This is a genomic window from bacterium, from assembly GCA_009926305.1.
Lineage (GTDB): Bacteria > Bdellovibrionota_C > UBA2361 > UBA2361 > RFPC01 > RFPC01.
On sequence record RFPC01000005.1, the window covers coordinates 16,759 to 34,236 of the forward strand.

At 47.1% G+C, this 17,478-nt stretch carries 15 protein-coding genes; 11 read left to right on the forward strand and 4 right to left on the reverse strand.

What is annotated here, in order from left to right:
* Positions 1 to 9: 9 nt before the first annotated feature.
* The gene (locus EBR25_01785) at positions 10 to 666 is read left to right on the forward strand and encodes a 4'-phosphopantetheinyl transferase superfamily protein (protein NBW39713.1); all 657 of its coding nucleotides are present in this window, start codon (positions 10 to 12) and stop codon (positions 664 to 666) included.
* 39 nt (positions 667 to 705) lie between these two features.
* Here EBR25_01785 and EBR25_01790 read toward each other — a convergent pair whose 3' ends face one another.
* Positions 706 to 1,896 (reverse strand): hypothetical protein, encoded by a 1,191-nt coding sequence (locus EBR25_01790; GenBank protein NBW39714.1) that lies wholly within the window; start codon positions 1,894 to 1,896, stop codon positions 706 to 708.
* A gap of 71 nt (positions 1,897 to 1,967) precedes the next feature.
* Here EBR25_01790 and EBR25_01795 point away from each other — a divergent pair, with 71 nt between their 5' ends.
* The 9 genes from EBR25_01795 to EBR25_01835 all read left to right on the forward strand — a co-directional run bounded on the left by EBR25_01795 (position 1,968) and on the right by EBR25_01835 (position 15,129).
* On the forward strand, positions 1,968 to 2,219 hold the full coding sequence (locus tag EBR25_01795; protein ID NBW39715.1) for a hypothetical protein: 252 nt from the start codon (positions 1,968 to 1,970) through the stop codon (positions 2,217 to 2,219).
* Positions 2,220 to 2,368: 149 nt separating this feature from the next.
* Positions 2,369 to 3,970 carry a methylcrotonoyl-CoA carboxylase gene (locus tag EBR25_01800; GenBank protein NBW39716.1) on the forward strand — a complete coding sequence of 534 codons (1,602 nt, stop codon included), beginning with the start codon at positions 2,369 to 2,371 and terminating at the stop codon, positions 3,968 to 3,970.
* Between the two features lie 6 nt (positions 3,971 to 3,976).
* On the forward strand, positions 3,977 to 6,034 hold the full coding sequence (locus EBR25_01805; protein ID NBW39717.1) for an ATP-grasp domain-containing protein: 2,058 nt from the start codon (positions 3,977 to 3,979) through the stop codon (positions 6,032 to 6,034).
* Between the two features lie 71 nt (positions 6,035 to 6,105).
* Entirely contained in the window at positions 6,106 to 7,509 is a 1,404-nt protein-coding gene (locus tag EBR25_01810) for a hypothetical protein (protein ID NBW39718.1), read from the forward strand.
* 18 nt (positions 7,510 to 7,527) lie between these two features.
* Entirely contained in the window at positions 7,528 to 9,123 is a 1,596-nt protein-coding gene (locus EBR25_01815; GenBank protein NBW39719.1) for an L-glutamate gamma-semialdehyde dehydrogenase, read from the forward strand.
* A gap of 292 nt (positions 9,124 to 9,415) precedes the next feature.
* Positions 9,416 to 11,665: a response regulator gene (locus EBR25_01820; GenBank protein ID NBW39720.1), complete on the forward strand. Its 2,250-nt coding sequence runs from the start codon at positions 9,416 to 9,418 to the stop codon at positions 11,663 to 11,665.
* Positions 11,646 to 13,229 (forward strand): HDOD domain-containing protein, encoded by a 1,584-nt coding sequence (locus tag EBR25_01825; GenBank protein NBW39721.1) that lies wholly within the window; start codon positions 11,646 to 11,648, stop codon positions 13,227 to 13,229. The genes EBR25_01820 and EBR25_01825 overlap by 20 nt, the downstream gene beginning before the upstream one ends.
* 121 nt (positions 13,230 to 13,350) lie before the next feature.
* Positions 13,351 to 14,415, forward strand: a complete 1,065-nt coding sequence (locus EBR25_01830) for an SGNH/GDSL hydrolase family protein (protein ID NBW39722.1) — start codon at positions 13,351 to 13,353, stop codon at positions 14,413 to 14,415.
* A gap of 3 nt (positions 14,416 to 14,418) precedes the next feature.
* Positions 14,419 to 15,129, forward strand: coding sequence for a DedA family protein (locus tag EBR25_01835; GenBank protein ID NBW39723.1), 711 nt, complete (start codon positions 14,419 to 14,421; stop codon positions 15,127 to 15,129).
* Here EBR25_01835 and EBR25_01840 read toward each other — a convergent pair.
* From EBR25_01840 to EBR25_01850, 3 genes are all read right to left on the reverse strand, one after another.
* Positions 15,095 to 15,481: a hypothetical protein gene (locus EBR25_01840; protein NBW39724.1), complete on the reverse strand. Its 387-nt coding sequence runs from the start codon at positions 15,479 to 15,481 to the stop codon at positions 15,095 to 15,097. The two genes, EBR25_01835 and EBR25_01840, sit on opposite strands and share 35 nt — an antisense overlap.
* A 168-nt stretch (positions 15,482 to 15,649) precedes the next feature.
* Entirely contained in the window at positions 15,650 to 16,060 is a 411-nt protein-coding gene (locus EBR25_01845) for a hypothetical protein (GenBank protein NBW39725.1), read from the reverse strand.
* A gap of 124 nt (positions 16,061 to 16,184) precedes the next feature.
* Positions 16,185 to 16,985 (reverse strand): ferredoxin--NADP reductase, encoded by an 801-nt coding sequence (locus EBR25_01850; protein NBW39726.1) that lies wholly within the window; start codon positions 16,983 to 16,985, stop codon positions 16,185 to 16,187.
* Between EBR25_01850 and EBR25_01855 the strand changes: the two genes are divergently transcribed.
* Positions 16,984 to 17,439, forward strand: coding sequence for a tRNA (cytidine(34)-2'-O)-methyltransferase (locus EBR25_01855; protein ID NBW39727.1), 456 nt, complete (start codon positions 16,984 to 16,986; stop codon positions 17,437 to 17,439). The genes EBR25_01850 and EBR25_01855 overlap by 2 nt on opposite strands.
* Positions 17,440 to 17,478 lie beyond the last annotated feature (39 nt).

Genomic DNA, 17,478 nt, shown 5'->3' on the forward strand with positions numbered 1-17,478 from the left:
GGAATCACATTGAAAACGCCCCAGATAAAAGAGTTTGATTCTTTCCCCCTCCTCAAGAATTCTCCCACTCTGATGTGCGCTCATTTCGAGGCGGTCTCACACATTGTGGTACATCCAAAAGAGCTCGAGCATGCTGAGAGACTGAGAACCGAGAAACGTCGAAGAGAATTTCTTGCTGGTAGAAGACTGGTAAAAGTAGCACTTGGAGATATCGGACCTATCTTGCCATCGGAGAAGCGAGTGCCGCTATTTCCAAATGGGATTCATGCTTCCTTAAGTCATTCGGAAGGATATGTCGGACTGTTGCATGCGACTGAACAGCCTCTTGGGCTTGATATTCAGATAGAAAGAAGTGTTTCTCGCGGCTTTCAACAAAGAGTCTGTGCTTCAAAAGAGGAACACAAAATGGCACCAGTGAATGTGTTCTCAGCGAAAGAGGCAGCGTATAAGGCCCTATCGCCATGGCACGACTTCATTTTTTTCCCGAGATTCATTGAATTACGAGAAATTGATGGAGGCACATTCTCGGTATTGAAGATTCGAGGGGAACAGCCTCTCAAGCCGGTGCTCATAAGCCAGTTTACAATTCCAGATGTCGTTGATGGGAGAGCCTGTATCATATCCGTTGCAGGAGTACCGAATAACACTGATTGTTACAGGGGGTAGCGATTTATATCTTTGCTCTTCCTCCCGAGAGCTCCTGTCTTATGCCACATCGCGAGAAGATTGTGCCCGGACTTCCACTCGCCCCTCAAGGAGATCAGTAGTAGCAACTTGAGAGAGCTGCTTTACGGCCGTTGCAAGATCCCGAAATGTTAATTGAGCCTGTGCCTTGACGGCTAATACATCTCCATCGGGAATACATCCATCTCTCACTCTTCTCTTTAGAGCAATCTGAAACATTCCAAGGCAATACCCCATATTATGTATATAGGCTCGAAAGTTGACATCCATCGGCGTCTCACTTGAAAGCGCGCTAAAATGTTCGTCTAACTGATAGGAGGTGTCTCGCAAACTCTCGAGCATTGCATTCGCTTGGATTGGGGGGCTTTCCCGCTTTGCTCGCCGTCCAAAACCAATCGGATCTGACGGATGCTCACTGAGCATATCGATAAAACTCAACAAGTGTTGCACCATGCTCGATGCCGTCTTTTGAACTGCAGGGAGCACACATGCTCGAAGCTCCTCCTGACGCTCAAACATCCGAGTAAAGAGAGAATCTTCCTTTATACTGAGGATGAGTGTGCCTTTTTCGGATGCTAACGGATGAACGGCAAGCTCAGCCTGAACTCGAGAACTCAAGAGTCGAGATGCCACCTCAAGTGCTCCTGTTGCAAGCACGGCACGTAACTCTAAAAGTTCAAACGCTAGCGGTTCAATATAATCATCCGCTATACAGCCCTGGTCATACGAAGCTTCCTCCATGATGCAAATCGCCTGTTCAAGCCGTTGATGGATATGCCCATACGCCTCGAGTTTGACCTCCTCTGGCTCAGCCGAGGCAAGCTCGCTCTCTAGGAGCATTTTCATCGCTCGCAGGGAACTGCTTAATGTATCGGTGATAACCTCTCGGTGCTCAGACTCATCAGATGGTGGCACATGAAATCCAATCTTCTTGATCTCATCCACGCACTCATTTAAAAAAATCCCAATCACATCTCGTGTGGCAAATGCTGCTGTCGTAAAGTCTGTGAACGAATTTCGTATATTTGCTATTCCCTGAAGACGGGATTCCAGCACTCCTCGCCCCGCGACGATCTCAGCGCGCTGCTCGCTTGCCCCACGTGGTGTATCATTCATGGCGCTTGCAAGGGGCTCAGTCTTCGCCTGTTGGCTTTTACTACGAGATGCTTTTTGTGCTTTTTGCGTAGCCTCGCTACAATTTTCGTTTTTCATTCACTTACCTCAATACACACCATGTTGACTTGACAGAGGCTGGAGTTAGAGATTCGAATCAAGACGTATCGATGACCGCTACTACTCCCTCACCTGCGAAAATCACGAAGCGTAAAAGCGTGAAGCTGTTGTTGAAAAAACTGGGAGGAACCTTCTCTTCTGGCACAGACGCGCTCAGGACTCATTCCAGTTCCGAGCAGAGAACTCCCCGATACCCGATGAGTGACACAGTAGAAAAACTTGAAAAAAACCTTGGACAACTCGCTTATTACGGAGCTTCCTGCTCGATTCAGATGGCACAAGAGGCAAAAGGATGCGCGTAAAATTCATATCCCACGGGACATCACCCTATAAATCCTGAAATAACTTGACCTAAAGGGGTAAAGATTAAATGATAACAGTCGTTTATGGAGCTACTACCAGCACCATGGCAGACACAGCATGACAACTATTGTTGAGGGGGACGAGGGTCATGGAAGGGAATGGTCTCAGCAAAAATGAGGGTCAAAACGATCATATCGCTCAGTGTGATTACGCACCCTACGTCACCCGACATCAAGAACTCCTCCAACAAGCCCTTCATCCGATTGATGCCAGCGCACTTGAACGACATATTGCGCGCGGGAAGCTCCCGGTTCGCACTCGTATTGATGAGTTGATAGATGCCGGAAGTGCATTTTTAGAACTTTCTCCTTTGGCAGGATACGAGCTCTACGGGGATATTCCTTCAGGAGCAGGAATCGTAACAGGAATTGGTCAGGTGATGGGACGACCCGTCATGATTATTGCAAATGATGCGACTGTTAAGGGTGGTACGTATTTTCCAACAACGGTAAAAAAACACCTACGTGCTCAAGATATTGCTTTTGAGAATCGTCTTCCCTGCATTTACCTCGTTGATTCGGGTGGTGCTTATCTTCCAAAGCAAGACGAGGTCTTCCCCGATCGACTGCATTTTGGTCGCATCTTTTTCAACCAGGCGCGCTTGAGTGCGGAGCGCATTCCACAAATTGCATGCGTCATGGGTTCTTGTACAGCTGGGGGAGCCTACGTTCCAGCGATGTCCGATCAGGTAATTATGGTTGAGGAGCAAGGCACTATATTCCTAGGCGGCCCACCTCTCGTAAAAGCAGCAACAGGAGAGGAAGTGAGTGCGGAGGACCTCGGCGGCGCTCATGTTCATGGTACAATCAGTGGAGTCTCTGACTATACGGCCAAGGATGATTACGAGGCCCTCAAAATGGTTCGAGAACTCGTGATGCACTTTGAACCAGACTCTCGTTGGGAGATTCGTGCAAAATCAACCGCGCCTCTTCATTCTCCAACTCTTTTACCTACTCTTGTTCCAACCGATCGTAAAAAACCGTTTCCGATGCGTGAGGCTCTCGGGCACATACTCGATGGTGGCTCACTTAGTGAATTTAAGCGAGATTTTGGGAATACGCTGATTACTGCCTTTGCACGCATCGAAGGATATCCTGTTGGCATAATAGCGAATGATGGAATTCTCTTCTCAGAGAGTGCGCAGAAGGGAGCCCATTTCATTGAGCTCTGCTGCCAGCGAAAGATTCCGCTGTTGTTCATCCAAAACATAGTGGGCTTCATGGTCGGCAAAGAGTACGAGCACGGAGGGATTGCGAAACATGGAGCAAAACTTGTTCATGCGGTAGCGAATGCGAAAGTGCCAAAACTTACGGTGGTCGTTGGCGGCTCTTTTGGTGCGGGCAACTACGCCATGTGTGGCAGAGCGTATGATCCACGTTTCCTTTTCCTGTGGCCCAACGCTCAGACCTCTGTCATGGGTCCTGAACAAGCAGCAACAGTACTTACGAACGTAAAGCGAGACTCTTCCCTGAAGAAGAATGGAAAAGTAGATGAAAAGGCTCTCGATGCTTTTTCCCGTGAAATTTTAGAGCAATATGAACATCAAGCCGACGCTTATTATTCAACAGCGCGTCTTTGGGATGACGGAGTGATTCTTCCGCAAGATACCAGACGAGTCTTGAGTCTTGCCCTGGGCGTAGTCACGCGACATGAACCTGAAGAGAGCACGTTTGGCGTTTTTAGAATGTAGGGATCCATGACAGAGAAGAGATATCAAAAAGTTCTGATAGCGAATCGGGGCGAAATCGCAAGGCGCATAGCAAGGACACTTCGCCATGAGCAGCGCTCTGCAATCGGCCTGGCCTCCATTTATGATCCGAGTGCAGGCCATATTCATTGTTGCGACGAGTCAATTCTGCTTGATGAGCCAAACATCGCTCGTGTTTTTCTTCATCCGGAGATAATTATCAATGCGGCTCGTGAAGCAGGCGCCGATGCAATTCATCCAGGATACGGATTCCTTTCTGAATCCTCAGAACTTGCCCAAGCGTGCAACAATGCTGGGATAGCATTCATCGGGCCGACACCTGAACTTCTGTCTCTCTTTGGCGATAAGGCGAAAACGAAAGAGAGAGCGAAAACGCTGGGAATTCCGGTAGTCGAAACACACTGCGTCGAGCCAAGCACCCTGAAGCAGTTTCTTAAAAAGACAAAAGACACGAAGAGTCTCAACTATCCTCTATTGATTAAGGCACGGGGCGGCGGAGGCGGCAGAGGAATGCGACTCGTGCAATCCTTCGAAGAATTCGAGCCCGCCGTTGCTTCGGCAAGCAGAGAGGCTGAGAAATTCTTTGGTGATGGAACACTCCTTATCGAGCCCTTCTTGAAGAGCATCAAGCATATAGAAGTACAGATAGCTGGTGACATCAAGGGGCACGTGGTTCACCTGCACGAGAGAGAGTGCTCTGCCCAACGAAACTACCAGAAAATTCTTGAAGAAGCTCCCTCCCAAGGTATCTCTGAAAATCTTCGGCAAGCCTTATTTAAGGATGCAATCCGACTCTTTGAAAAACTCAAATATCAGGGATTAGCTACCGTTGAATTTCTGGTTACTGAAGACGAGAGCCACTACTTCACTGAGGTGAATCCACGACTACAAGTAGAACATACGGTTACTGAGGAAATTTTAGATATTGATCTTGTTTCGCTCCAGCTTCACCTTGCTGAGGGCAAATCGCTAAAAAGCTATTCAAAGCCGCTAGAGAATCTCACTCCTTCAGGTCACGCAATTCAAGCTCGAATCAACGCCGAAAGCTCAATCGACTTCTTGCCGCAAACTGGAACACTCCTGGAATGCATATTTCCTAATCAGTTGCGTCCACTGAGAGTAGAGAGCGCGGTAACAAGAGATTCCTCAGTGACATCGGACTACGATTCGCTGATAGCAAAGTGCATTCAACACGGCGAATCAAGGAGAAACGCGACAACCGCCTTGATTCAAAATCTACAGAGTGCCCGCATATTCGGTGTGGAAACGAATATTCCTTTCTTGCTCAAAGTTCTAAAAACCCCTGCGTGGCAAGATGCCTCTTATACAACCGATATTACCAAAGTAGTGCAAGAAGCTACTCCCTCGGTACATGCCCTGGTGCTCCAGAATGGGATAGCGGCAATTCTTTCTCTTTATAAAAGCCATCAAGGAATTCAAGAGGTCGTAGGCGGATCCTCATGGAATGAAAAAGATGGCTTTCGTTCGGCTGGTATATCGACCCGTTCCTTTGTAGTAGAGTGCAAAGGGATCGCTGCTGAAATCACAGTTCATCAAAATACTCGCGAAACGTTTCACATATTACACGAGGACCGGTCGTACGAGGTTTCGATCACACCAATCATTACGGAGACAACAGCAGTAGCTGAACCTCTCCTTATCCGCGAGTATGATTTGACGATTGATGGCATACACTCCAGGGTAAGAGTCGTTCCTCTTCAGAGAGACAAGAGAATTGATGAGCTGTTTTGGGTTGAGAGTGAAGCTTTTAGTTCCTTGATTACCCTCTCGCGTCCAGCACTCCGACAAGAAAAATCAGGCGCCAGTGCGAGCACACGAAATATTACCTCACCTCTCCCAGGAAAGGTGCTTCGATTATTGGCGGATGTTGGGCAATCCATCAATGCTGGAGAGCCGCTCATTCTCCTTGAATCAATGAAAATGGAGCATACGGTTAATAGTCAGTCAAAAGGTTCAGTTGAACGACTAGAAGTATCCGAAGGAGACGTGGTGAGCTCAGGGCAACTCTTAGCGACTATTGCGTAAAGCATGTTAGGGTAACGGTTGTGAGATGACGATGACCATAAAGGAGGTATTCGGGAGTGTTAGCATTAGAGATGACTAAAGAATCAACTATTTCTCATACATCAGAGGACAATACCCACCTTGATTGCTCTCTTCTGGAAAAAGAGGTAAAGGTATTTGGTCAAGAAATATTTCGCCAGATTACAAGAGATAAGCCATCGGTCCTGAATTCAAAGTTCTGGACAAGCAAAATCATGCAATGGTCAATGCAATTCCAGCGTTTCAAAACAGATATGTTTCGACTCGTTGATGTACTGCCCTCACTCTCTTCGAGCAACTCCGTTACTGCCCATGTCTCCGAGTATCTCGGAGAGTCTGCAAGGGAGATTCATCCAGTCATCGGGTGGGGAGTAAAAGCGAGTCCCGGCTCTTTGCGAGGCAAACTGATCTCGCTGACAGTGCAAAAAAGTGTCTATCAAATGGCAAAACAATTCATCGCAGGGGATTCCCCAGAAAATGCTCTGAGAGAGCTAAAGCGGCTTAGGGGTTCTCAGCTCGCCTTTACAGTAGACCTTCTCGGTGAATACTGCGTTAGTGAGCAAGAGGCGCTCGATTACTTCGAACGATATCGAAAAGCGATGGAAGTTTTTGGGGAGCACGTCCCCACCTGGGACTCATCAAAGCCTATTCTTGAGGATCACCCTGGAGAGCGAACTCCAGTGTGCGTATCAGTGAAGCTCTCTGCTCTCTACTCTCAGTGCTATGCACTCAACTATAGAAAAAGTGTTGATATACTCACTGAGCGACTCTCTGAACTTGTTCGAGTAGCCAAACAAAAAAACGTTCAGGTGTACTGTGATGCAGAAGACACAAGCCATAACCCGATCATTTATGCGGTTTTTAGAAATGTATTCGGAAGTCCTGAATTTCAAGATTATCCGTATCCGGGAATAGTAATTCAGGCATATGCTCGTGATTCGTTCGCTCTTGCTGAAGACATGCTGGAATTTGCGAGAAAGCGGGGGGCACCCATTGCAGTGCGTCTTGTAAAAGGCGCTTATTGGGATTCGGAGACAGTCTCCTGCTCGCAGAAAAGCTGGGAAAATCCCTTGTTCACAAAAAAATCGGATTCCGATCGGAACTTTGAGCGAATTACCGAGCTATTACTAGACAATACTGAGTTATGCCTTCCAGCTTTCGGCTCGCATAATATTCGCTCGCTATCACACGCATGTATGTATGCGAAACATAAAGGAGTAACCACAAAACAATACGAGCTGCAGATGTTATACGGAATGGCCGAACCAATCGCTCGAGCATTCCAACACAGCGGGCAACTCGTAAGGCTCTATGTTCCACTGGGAGAGCTCATTCCAGGCATGGGGTATCTCGTACGACGACTATTGGAGAATACATCAAACGAATCATTTCTCCGTCATACCTTTTTCGATGAACATGCCATCGATACCCTTTTACGAGCACCACAAGATTCATAGCAATGAAGGAGATGCGTTATGTCACTTAATGATTTTCGAAATGAGCCTGTGCTTGACTTTTCACTCCCAGAAGAAGTTGAGGCTTTTGGAATAGCCCTGACTACAATAGGTGCGAAAGCAAGCCGTGGGGAGCTGAAAGCAATTCCAATCATTGGGGGCAAAGAGCGGAAAGAAAACACAACGCTCGGAAAGAGCTTAAATCCCTCATACAGCGATCAAGTACTCGGGGAGGTTTATTTCGCATCAATTTCTCAAGCATCCGAAGCAATCACACTGCTTTCCGCAGGGCAAAAACAGTGGGCTGAAACGAGCTTTGAATATCGGGCTGACCTCATTCGCAAACTCGCGGCTGGAATGCGAGCAGAGCGCAGGGAGCTTGCTGCTCTCATGGTACTGGAAGCAGGTAAGCCGTGGGGAGAAGCCGATGCGGATGTGTGCGAAGCGATTGACTTTTGTGACTACTACGCTGAACTCGCCGCTGAAATGGCAAAACCACAACACTTGATGCCTTTCTTGAATGGAGAAACCAATCACTATTCGTACGCACCCCGAGGTGTGTCGGTAGTGATTTCTCCTTGGAACTTTCCTCTCGCTATTGCAGCAGGAATGACTGTTGCTTCCCTGATATGTGGGAATACGACAGTGCTCAAGCCTGCCGAACAGACATCACTTATCGGAGCTGAACTCGCTCGCCTTATCTACCAAGCAGGGATACCAGAATCTGCTTTTGCATTCCTCCCTGGGATTGGAGAAGAAGTGGGCGCATATCTTGTTCAGCATGAAGAAGTGCATCTTGTCTGTTTTACGGGATCGCGACAGGTAGGGCTCGAGATCCTACAGAATACATCTCGAGTAACACCAGAACAGCGACATATTAAGAAAGTAATTCTTGAGCTGGGAGGGAAAAATACGATTATAGTCGATGATGATGCTGACTTCGATGAAGCGGTCAAGGGTGTGCTGTATTCAGCCTTCGGTTTTGCTGGACAGAAATGCTCTGCCTGCTCAAGAGTCATCGTGTTACAGGATGCTTATGAGCGATTCACAGAACGGCTCATAGAGGCAGCACAGGCTCTGATTGTTGCTCCAGCTGAACAGCCTGAGGCATTTTTAGGTCCACTGATCGACGCTGAAAGCCAGAGCCGCGTTCGCAGGCTGATAGAAGAACGAAAAGCGCATCTCAGCCTTGGTTGCATAGGAGAGTGCCCAGATTCAGGGTTCTTTACGCCAGTAACTATTTTTCGAGATGTTCCAACAACGGATCCACTCTGGCGTGAAGAAGCATTCGCTCCTGTTCTCTGCATTCGCTCTGCTGACTCATTTGAAGAGGCACTCGCAATGGCGAATGATTCAGACTATGCACTCACTGGAGGTGTGTATACCCGCAGTCCATCCCATCTTGAGCGAGCACGCGCTGCGTTCGAAGTGGGGAACCTATACCTGAACCGAGGTATCACTGGAGCAATAGTCGGACGGCAACCCTTTGGTGGATTCCGTCTTTCTGGTATCGGGTCTAAAGCTGGTGGTCCAGACTATCTCCTTCAGTTTGTAGAGCCACGAACAATTACGGAAAACACGATGCGTAAGGGATTCACTCCAGAGCTCGCTGATTAAAAGATAAAGAACGAGGCGCTGCGCTCAAACGCCCTCAAAAGGGGAGGCTGTATACCAGCTCTCCCCCGCGTCGTTGGACTCAATATTTGTCTTGCTTCTGACGGTACGTCACACGGTGTTGCCCTATACCGCTGAAGCCACTGAGCGGCTAAGAAGGGTCCGTGTTCCCGAGGCAGCCATCGGAGCCACCCTACCCTATTGATATCACTAGCTTTATCTGCGCTTTCTTGGCAACAACTCTTCCTAAAGCTCTTCGAGATATCGGTCGATCTAAAAGAGGGAACGTTTTCGAGTGGTTACAATTCCCTCTGGAATCCCACTGAGAGCAGAGGAAGACCCGGCAAGAAACCGCGTGATGAATAAAAAGAATCAAAAAAACACCGTGGCGCACAGGGAGAAAGATGTCTCTCAGCAACCAACAAGCCAAGCGTCTTTCAATGGTGCTATCTCAAACATTCTTCAAGCAATTTCTGACGGAAAAGCAGCAACAGAAATTTATGCCCAGATTGCCTCGCACCTTATCTCACGATCTCATGCCACAGGAGTATGTGTTTATGTGAAAGGCTCCGAAACAGGAACAAACGCGGAGAGTGTCTACTCTACTGGCGTTCTTGATTATCAAAAACCATTGATCACCGAGACTGAATCGCTGCAAAAACAGAGACCACCACATTATGTTTTCCCTTTGTATCACGGAGACGAATGGATCGGTGCTGTAGTGATCCAGAGTTCAGAGGAATTGAAGACTGATACTCTCACCCCTCTCATTCAGTGCTGTTCAACGGCTTACATCCATAAAAAGTCATGGGCAGAGAATCAGCATCTTCAAGAGAGGTTACAAATCCTGAATTCCCTCAATGAGATTCTTATCCACAACACGGGCCTTGAACGGCTCATGAAAGGTTTGGTCCGTGAAAGCGCCTTTAACTTTTCAGCGGACATCTCGGTTATCTATCTCTGTAATCCTCTGCAAAATTCACTCGAACTTACGGGTGCCTATGGCTGCAATCCCAAACAGATTCCGTCGACCATATCACAACATGAAGGGCTTATTGGACAGGTGATGAGCACAGGAGGTCAACTCAGTATTAGCGATCTCACAAAACATAAGAATCATAAGATCAATTATCTTCAAAAACTAGGAGTTCTATCACTCCATATATGCTGTCTTGAGGTACAAGAGAAAATTCTGGGAACAATGATTGTCGGATTTCGCCGGCAACATGCTTATGATGCTCAAGAGGTCATTCGATTCGAAGAATTCTGTAGGGGCACCGCCCTTGCGATTAGCAACAGCATCGCTCAAACACAACTCAAAGCGTATACAGAAAGACTTGAAGAGCTCGTAGAAAAAAGGACGGCTGAATTAGAAATTCAAACCGATAAAGCGAAGCAAGCAAACGAGGCAAAGTCTCACTTCCTTGCAAATATGACTCATGAGCTACGTACTCCAATAACGGCTATTCTTGGATACTCAAGCATAATGAATGATGAAATATTAGGAGAGGTCACCCCGCAACAACGGGAAGGGCTTTCTGCAATCATTCGATCCAGTGAACATCTCAAAAGCCTTATTGATGACGTCCTCAATCTTGCGCGGGTGGAAGCTGGCAAGGAAGAGGCTAAGATCGTTCCCCTCTCACTTCGTGAAATGCTAGAAAATGCGTATCAGCTCATGAAACAAAGTGCTTTTGAAAAAGGAGTTACGTTACGAGACCTCGACTTGTCTGAGGAGCTAAGCGACTTGGAGTTCTTGTGTGATCGTAAGCATTTTCAACAGATTCTCATAAACCTCGTTTCTAATGCTATTAAATATACTCCAGCAGGAGGTAGCGCCTGGATTGAGGCACGACAAGTCGAGGAAATGATTGAGATATCAGTGCATGACACTGGTGTGGGACTAAGCGATCAAGAGAAGTCAGATATATTTGAACGGTTTAACCGAACTGGAAATCCATATAGCCAGCAACAGGTGGGAACTGGGCTTGGGCTAGCCCTAACCAAAAAGCTCGTAGAGCTCAATATGGGAGAGATTCGAGCCGAAGACAATCCTGGCGGCGGTTCACGTTTCATACTCACCTATCCGACAAGCCACAGCCACTATCAAGCAAGTGAGACAGAGAATCCTGAAGCTCAAGCCATGACGAAACTTGATGGGCTCTCGATTTTGGTTGTTGATGATCATAGCGACACAAGAAATATTCTAGAGAATATTTTACATGCAGCTGGTGCAATCGTAGAGGTCAGAGAAACGGTCGATTCTGCTCGACAGGTACTCAAAGATTTCCAGCCAGATGTCCTGCTTACTGAGATTTCGATGCCAGGAGAAAGTGGCCTTGAGCTCATAAAATTTGTTCGAGCAGCAGGAGAGGACTCACGCCAAATCCCGATCGTTGTCTTAAGCTCTCGAGCCTTTGATACTGATCAACTCGCCGCCTTCGGTGCCGGAGCAAACGCATTCTACCCAAAGCCTTTTCGACCTAACGATCTCCTTGAGGTTATTCGGGAATTGACCCTCCAATATGCAATCACAGAAGGATAAACGTCAGATGAAGCCGAATATACCAAATCCTCAATCAACGTACTCATCCTCAGATTTCTTAAAAAAACTGAAGGGCGCTCTGGGAAAGGATGGAGATTTCCCCGCAAGCGCCCGGCTAGTGAGTCAAATACAAGATATTACCTCGCGCCCAGAGACTACTACCCAACAAGTGGCAGAACTCATTCTGCGGGAACCTACACTGGGAGCTCGAGTGCTCCATCTTGTAAATAGCTCCTTCTATGGGAGAAGCAAACCAATACTCACCGTGAGCCAAGCAGTCATACAGATTGGCATGCGCCCGATTGCGGAGCTGTGTACGAACCTTGTCCTCTTGCAGAAATTCATCCCGCTCACCCGACGAAGTGGACCCTTTGCCCAATGTTTTCAAAGAACCATCACCACTTCTCTTTTAACGAGCATGATTGCAACAGAGTCGAGGGAAGCAAGCCCTCACTCGTCTTCCAGAACTTCGGATTCTGCGCATCAAGGAAGAAACGAGGCTGCTTATCTGGCGGGTACATTTGGTGAGTTGGGCCTCCTGCTCATCTCTTTCTATTTTCCGAAGCTATTTGATTCAGCAAAAAACAGAGCAGCATCAAAAGGAATTACCATCTCGAAAGGCATACAAGAGCTCGTAGGACTGACTCCTATTGAAATCAGTCTTGAAGTATTACAAGAGCTCAATCTTCCGACCGAATATCAGTCCATACTCCAAACAACCTCTTCCTTAGAACGGGCGGCTCTATTGCCCGGTGAAAAAGCACAGAAAGAGATGGAACGTATCTTATCAACAGGACCATCGGGCGAGCTTGCCCAAGCGCTCTTTGCAGGAGGAGCACTCGCTGATGCCTTCTCCGGGGAGGACCCATTAAAGCAACTTGAGACTGCCATAATCGAAATTGATAAGATTCTCCCGCTTCCAAGCACTCTCCTTACCGATTCAGTTCAGAGCTTCATAGAGTGCTACGATCAGTATTGCTCATCCATGGAGGTTGCTTTACCACCACTCCCAGATGATGTTGTGAACATGAATGTTTCACTGAGCGCTGAATCAGACAAAGAATCAATCTCTCCCGAAGCGAGTAGTGAGGATCTGTCGCAGTTCATTGTAGAAGTACGTACGGCCGTCGAACAACACGAACCTCTGTCGTCCATTATCACAACAGTGATGGAAACACTGGCATGGAGCCTAAAATTCGAAAGAGTGCTTCTCCTTTTATTCGACAAGAAAAAGCAGAATCTCACCGGACGAATGGCACTCGGAGATATCCCCGATTTTGAACCGAAGCAGTTCGTACGCCCCTTTGATTCAGAACAACCAACAGACAACTGGTCAATAGCGATTGCAGAAAATCGCCTTGTCTTTACGGGCGAGCCCTTACTCTCTGGTGGAAGGAGTTTTGTACTTATGCCAGTGGGTTTTGATAACAGGCGCGTAGGCTTAATCTACGGAGATAGAGTTTGCGACCAGAAATCAGAGAAGGTATCCGAGCAAGAGCGTGGTGCCTTACAGGTCCTGATGGAGCTTCTCAATAGAGCAATTGCTTTAAAAAACGACGGATAGTTCACCCCTCATCTCTCTAGGCGACTTCCGACAGAGCCTTCGTCTCAAAAGACTCCCATATTTCTCCCTGAAAAGGACAGTCCTCGACAAGATGAGTTGAGATCGTTACCCTAAACCCATTATGTTTCGAGTTATCAAGAGTGCCACTGTCCTGCTGTTCATGAGTCTTATCGGACTTGTATTCGCCCTCGTATTAGTCGAAGGGTTGTATCGACTCAGTAGCGGGATGGGTTCTCGCGTCCCAATATGGAATGACCGTCCAGTGGCGTACATAAACCCGAAGAATGCCACTACACTCCAAGGAAACCAATATAATCCTCGCAAACCCCCAGAGGTCTATCGCATTGCGGTATTAGGAGACTCCTTTACCTTTGCCCCATACATGCAGGTTGATGATGCGTTTCCTGCTCGATTAGAGCGCTTTTTGCGGATGAGCGCGGACTCAAATCAGCAATCATCGCATATTGAAGTAATCAACTATGGCGTACCTGGCTTCTCAACCTCTCATGAGGTAACTGAAGCAAAAAGGGCGGTGACTGAAGGTGCCGATCTTCTCATTTTACAAATTACCCTCAACGACCCTCAGCGCAAGTCATACCAGCCAACGGGACTGACCGGCAAAAACCAGTTTGGCCCCTATCAACCGCCCCAAATACTCAAAAAGATACTTCCATACTGGAAATCTCTCGGCTACTTCCTTGAACGGATTCATAATACGAATACACACTCTCGCTATATTGAATATTACCACACACTCTTTGAGGAAGACGCGTCTTGGAATAGTTTTAAGGGCTCGGTGGAGAAGCTCGCAAAATTTGCTCGTAAAAAGAATACGCCCCTCGTAGCAGTCGTATTCCCACTCTTCGGTGTTCCGCTTGACAAAGATTATCCTTTTCATCCGCTGCACGACAAAGTGCAGTTGCTCCTCGAGGCTGAAAACATACCAAATACCGATCTCTTTCGCCTCTACGAAAATATTCCCTTAGAGCGAATACAAGTAATTCCAGGAGCTGATTTTCATCCGAATGAGATAGGGCATCGATTGGCGGCTGAAGCAATATACGACTGGCTCGCTGGTTTTGACTATATTCCAAAAGCCTATATGCAGGCACCGCGCTTCAAAGCTCGCACTGATATCCGTTTACTTGACCAGAACCGGATACGAGAAGTGGAGAAATTGGGATAGCCTATGTCTTTGGAACAACTCCTTACCACTGAAGGTTACCTCATTTACCTTATTCTCTTTACCTTATTGATGGGGGGTGCCCTCGGACTCCCGATTCCAGAAGATCTCCCTCTTATCGCTGCCGGAGTATTCGCCTTTCGTGAAGAAGCGAACATTTATGGTTTATTCGCGACATGCTATCTTGGAGTGGTCACCGGAGATATTATCATTTTCATCATTGGGAGAAGGTGGGGCTCCGCCCTTTTTTCCAGCCCGTGGTTCAAAAGAAAACTTTCTCCAAGACGTCTAAAACGTTTCAAACAGGGGCTTGAACGGAATCGCTTCTTTACTATTGTCCTCGCTCGACACCTCTTTTATCTCCGTATGGTTACCTTTATCGCGTGCGGTGCGGTGAAAATGAGCTACGCTCGTTTCATCATCGCAGATGCAATCGCTGCCCTTGTTAGTGTGCCGTTAATGATGGCGATTGGATACAGCACATGGGAGCACCAAGATCACTTACTCGAAAATATCGAATGGGTCTTGCTTGCTCTTATCGTAGGAGCAGGCTTCCTTCTTTTACGCTCACGGCTCTCATCGCAAAATAAAAAGAGAAGATCCCGCAAAAGAAGCTTGACCTCATCTCAAGGCGACTCATCGCTGAAGGCTCAAGGTAAGGAAGTCTCTGATAAAGAGGGGGCTAATGAACAGACCTCTCCCGTTCAACCACAATAAGGTCATGCAGCGCCTTACCAATTGATTCGCGAAATGAATACGCGGCTCCCTCGATGGCACCTTTTTTTGATTTGATAACGGTCTTATAGCAATATGAAAACTCTGACATCTCCAATCCAGCGTGAAATAAGATTGCTTGTCTTACTTCTATTTGGAGAATCATCTGTTCGACTGTTGGCAACCAAATATACGAATCTCTCAGTGCGGGAGGAGTGAGTCCGCCAGTATCAACTAAAACTGATATTTGATCCGGACTTTCCCGTTTAGAAATCTCATCTCCAATCTCTGGATTCCAGATGAGCCCAATTTTGTCGAGGTCACAAGCAACCTCCAGAAAATCACCAAAAGCCATAAAGAACCTTCTCTTTTCCTACTGGAATATTCGGCATTCCATTTCTACCGCTTTACCCTCTTATATCTTGGGATGCGAGGGAGTTAGCATCAGGAACGATTTTGTTGGGACTTTCAGTGAGATATAAATCGAATGGTCATTCTAACTCGGATAGCTTCCGCTCAGAGGCTAATGGAGTTTCGTCTCTTCTGGAGAGCTTGGCTCATCGGCAGCCGGATGTTCCGAGCTTTCTCCCTCGCCTGCCCCCTTGTCTCTGTTCGAGGAAACTCCTTCTCCTTGAGAGATTTCAGGCGCCTGTTCAGGAGCAAGCATATAGAAACTGACACCGACAAGAGCTACAAGAGCAACGATGATCAAGACTGGCTTCGCAAAAACCACAACACTGAGCCCCAGCACGATTCCAATAAGAAAGGATGCCTCTCCATTCTCCTGAATCCAAGTACGTCCTCGAAAAACCTGTTCTCGAACAAGGCCAATCCACTGGCTCTTAGAACGCTTTTGAATCTCATCAAAAATATTGAATGCCATCAGTCTTTCCTCTTCTTTAGAAACTTCCTTTCGAGCATGATATTCAAACACATGCAACAATACTGTTCATCGGCTGCTACAGAGTAAATATGAAGGGGGAAAAACTCAACTCTTGTTTCATTTTTCCCTGGCAATGTACTGCCAATATTCAGGATGCCAGCTTCTCCACTTGTGCTTACCAGTAATTCTCCAAATGAAGATTCCCTGATTGCTTCCGAGAGTGTTCTTGAAAACCAGCTGCTGTCAGTAGCGTCACGACTGATTCAATCATACTAGGATTGCCACACAGAAATACATGATCAGTCTCCTTATTCACGGTTACGAGACCTTCTGCTACATAAGACTGTACATAGCCAGTTCTCAATCCCTCCTCTTCCACCTCTTCTCTACTGACGGCTCGAAAGTATTCCAGATCATATTCTGCTGAGTTTATCAAAGTCGTAATCTCTTCAGCATATGCAAGATCTCGCTTATATCGAACTCCGTGGAGAATCGTTATTCTCCCGAATCTCCTTAATACCTCTGGTGTTCTCAACATAGAAATGAACGGAGCAATCCCTGTTCCAGTGGCAATGAGTATGAGATTCTTGCCAGCTACTACTTCGCATGTGGTGAAGGCTCCTGTGAACTTCTTTTGTACGAAAAGCCTGTCACCTGCTCGTAGTTCTGAGAGCCCAGGTGAAAGTGCGCCATCCTCAACTCTCGCAATATAGAACTCGAGTGCATCCTTATCAGATGGAGATGAGGCAATACTATAGGCCCGTTTTGTGAGGGATCTCCGAGGCGAAGCACTTTGACCGGCTGCTGTTTCAGCGAGAGGCAATCCGAGTGCTACATATTGTCCAGGCTTAAAGTCTGGGATAGGGGCATCTGGAAGAACCCGAAGGAGAAATAACCCAGGCGACAAAAGAAGATTGTCAACCACGGTTGCGTTTAAGAGAGAATTACCTACCATAATGTCAGTAGAGTATGACATGAATATCGTTTTAGTTGAACCAACAATACCCCAAAATACGGGCTCGATTGCCCGAACATGTGCTGCGACCCGCACCCCCTTGCATCTCGTAGGACAGCTTGGTTTTGATATATCTGAAAAGGCAGTAAGACGAGCAGGTCTCGATTACTGGCCTTATGTTACCATCACTCAACATAGGAGTTGGGAAGCATTTCAGAGTTCAGGTACCGCAAAACAGTGTTGGTACTTTACGAAGTTCTCAGACAAACCGTATTACGAAGCCAAATTTGAACCTGGCGACTACCTTGTGTTTGGAAGCGAAACTACGGGGCTTGGAAAAGAATTTCTCAATCAGTGTCCAGCAGAAGCCCTACTCTCAATTCCCATGGATGAACCGGGAGTAAGAAGCCTCAACTTAAGCAATGCTGTTTCAATAGGACTCTTTGAGGCTCGCCGTCAACTTACACTTCGGTAAATCTTTCACGTGCTCAATCCGTGTACGCCAGACTCCCGT

Excerpts from the sequence above, each read along its gene's own strand:
- EBR25_01790 (NBW39714.1), bottom strand. The coding sequence starts at position 1,896 with ATGAAAAACGAAAATTGTAGCGAGGCTACGCAAAAAGCACAAAAAGCA.
- EBR25_01795 (NBW39715.1), top strand. The coding sequence starts at position 1,968 with ATGACCGCTACTACTCCCTCACCTGCGAAAATCACGAAGCGTAAAAGC.
- EBR25_01800 (NBW39716.1), top strand. The coding sequence starts at position 2,369 with ATGGAAGGGAATGGTCTCAGCAAAAATGAGGGTCAAAACGATCATATC.
- EBR25_01805 (NBW39717.1), top strand. The coding sequence starts at position 3,977 with ATGACAGAGAAGAGATATCAAAAAGTTCTGATAGCGAATCGGGGCGAA.
- EBR25_01810 (NBW39718.1), top strand. The coding sequence starts at position 6,106 with ATGACTAAAGAATCAACTATTTCTCATACATCAGAGGACAATACCCAC.
- EBR25_01815 (NBW39719.1), top strand. The coding sequence starts at position 7,528 with ATGTCACTTAATGATTTTCGAAATGAGCCTGTGCTTGACTTTTCACTC.
- EBR25_01825 (NBW39721.1), top strand. The coding sequence starts at position 11,646 with ATGCAATCACAGAAGGATAAACGTCAGATGAAGCCGAATATACCAAAT.
- EBR25_01830 (NBW39722.1), top strand. The coding sequence starts at position 13,351 with ATGTTTCGAGTTATCAAGAGTGCCACTGTCCTGCTGTTCATGAGTCTT.
- EBR25_01835 (NBW39723.1), top strand. The coding sequence starts at position 14,419 with ATGTCTTTGGAACAACTCCTTACCACTGAAGGTTACCTCATTTACCTT.
- EBR25_01840 (NBW39724.1), bottom strand. The coding sequence starts at position 15,481 with ATGGCTTTTGGTGATTTTCTGGAGGTTGCTTGTGACCTCGACAAAATT.
- EBR25_01855 (NBW39727.1), top strand. The coding sequence starts at position 16,984 with ATGAATATCGTTTTAGTTGAACCAACAATACCCCAAAATACGGGCTCG.
- EBR25_01850 (NBW39726.1), bottom strand. The coding sequence starts at position 16,985 with ATGTCATACTCTACTGACATTATGGTAGGTAATTCTCTCTTAAACGCA.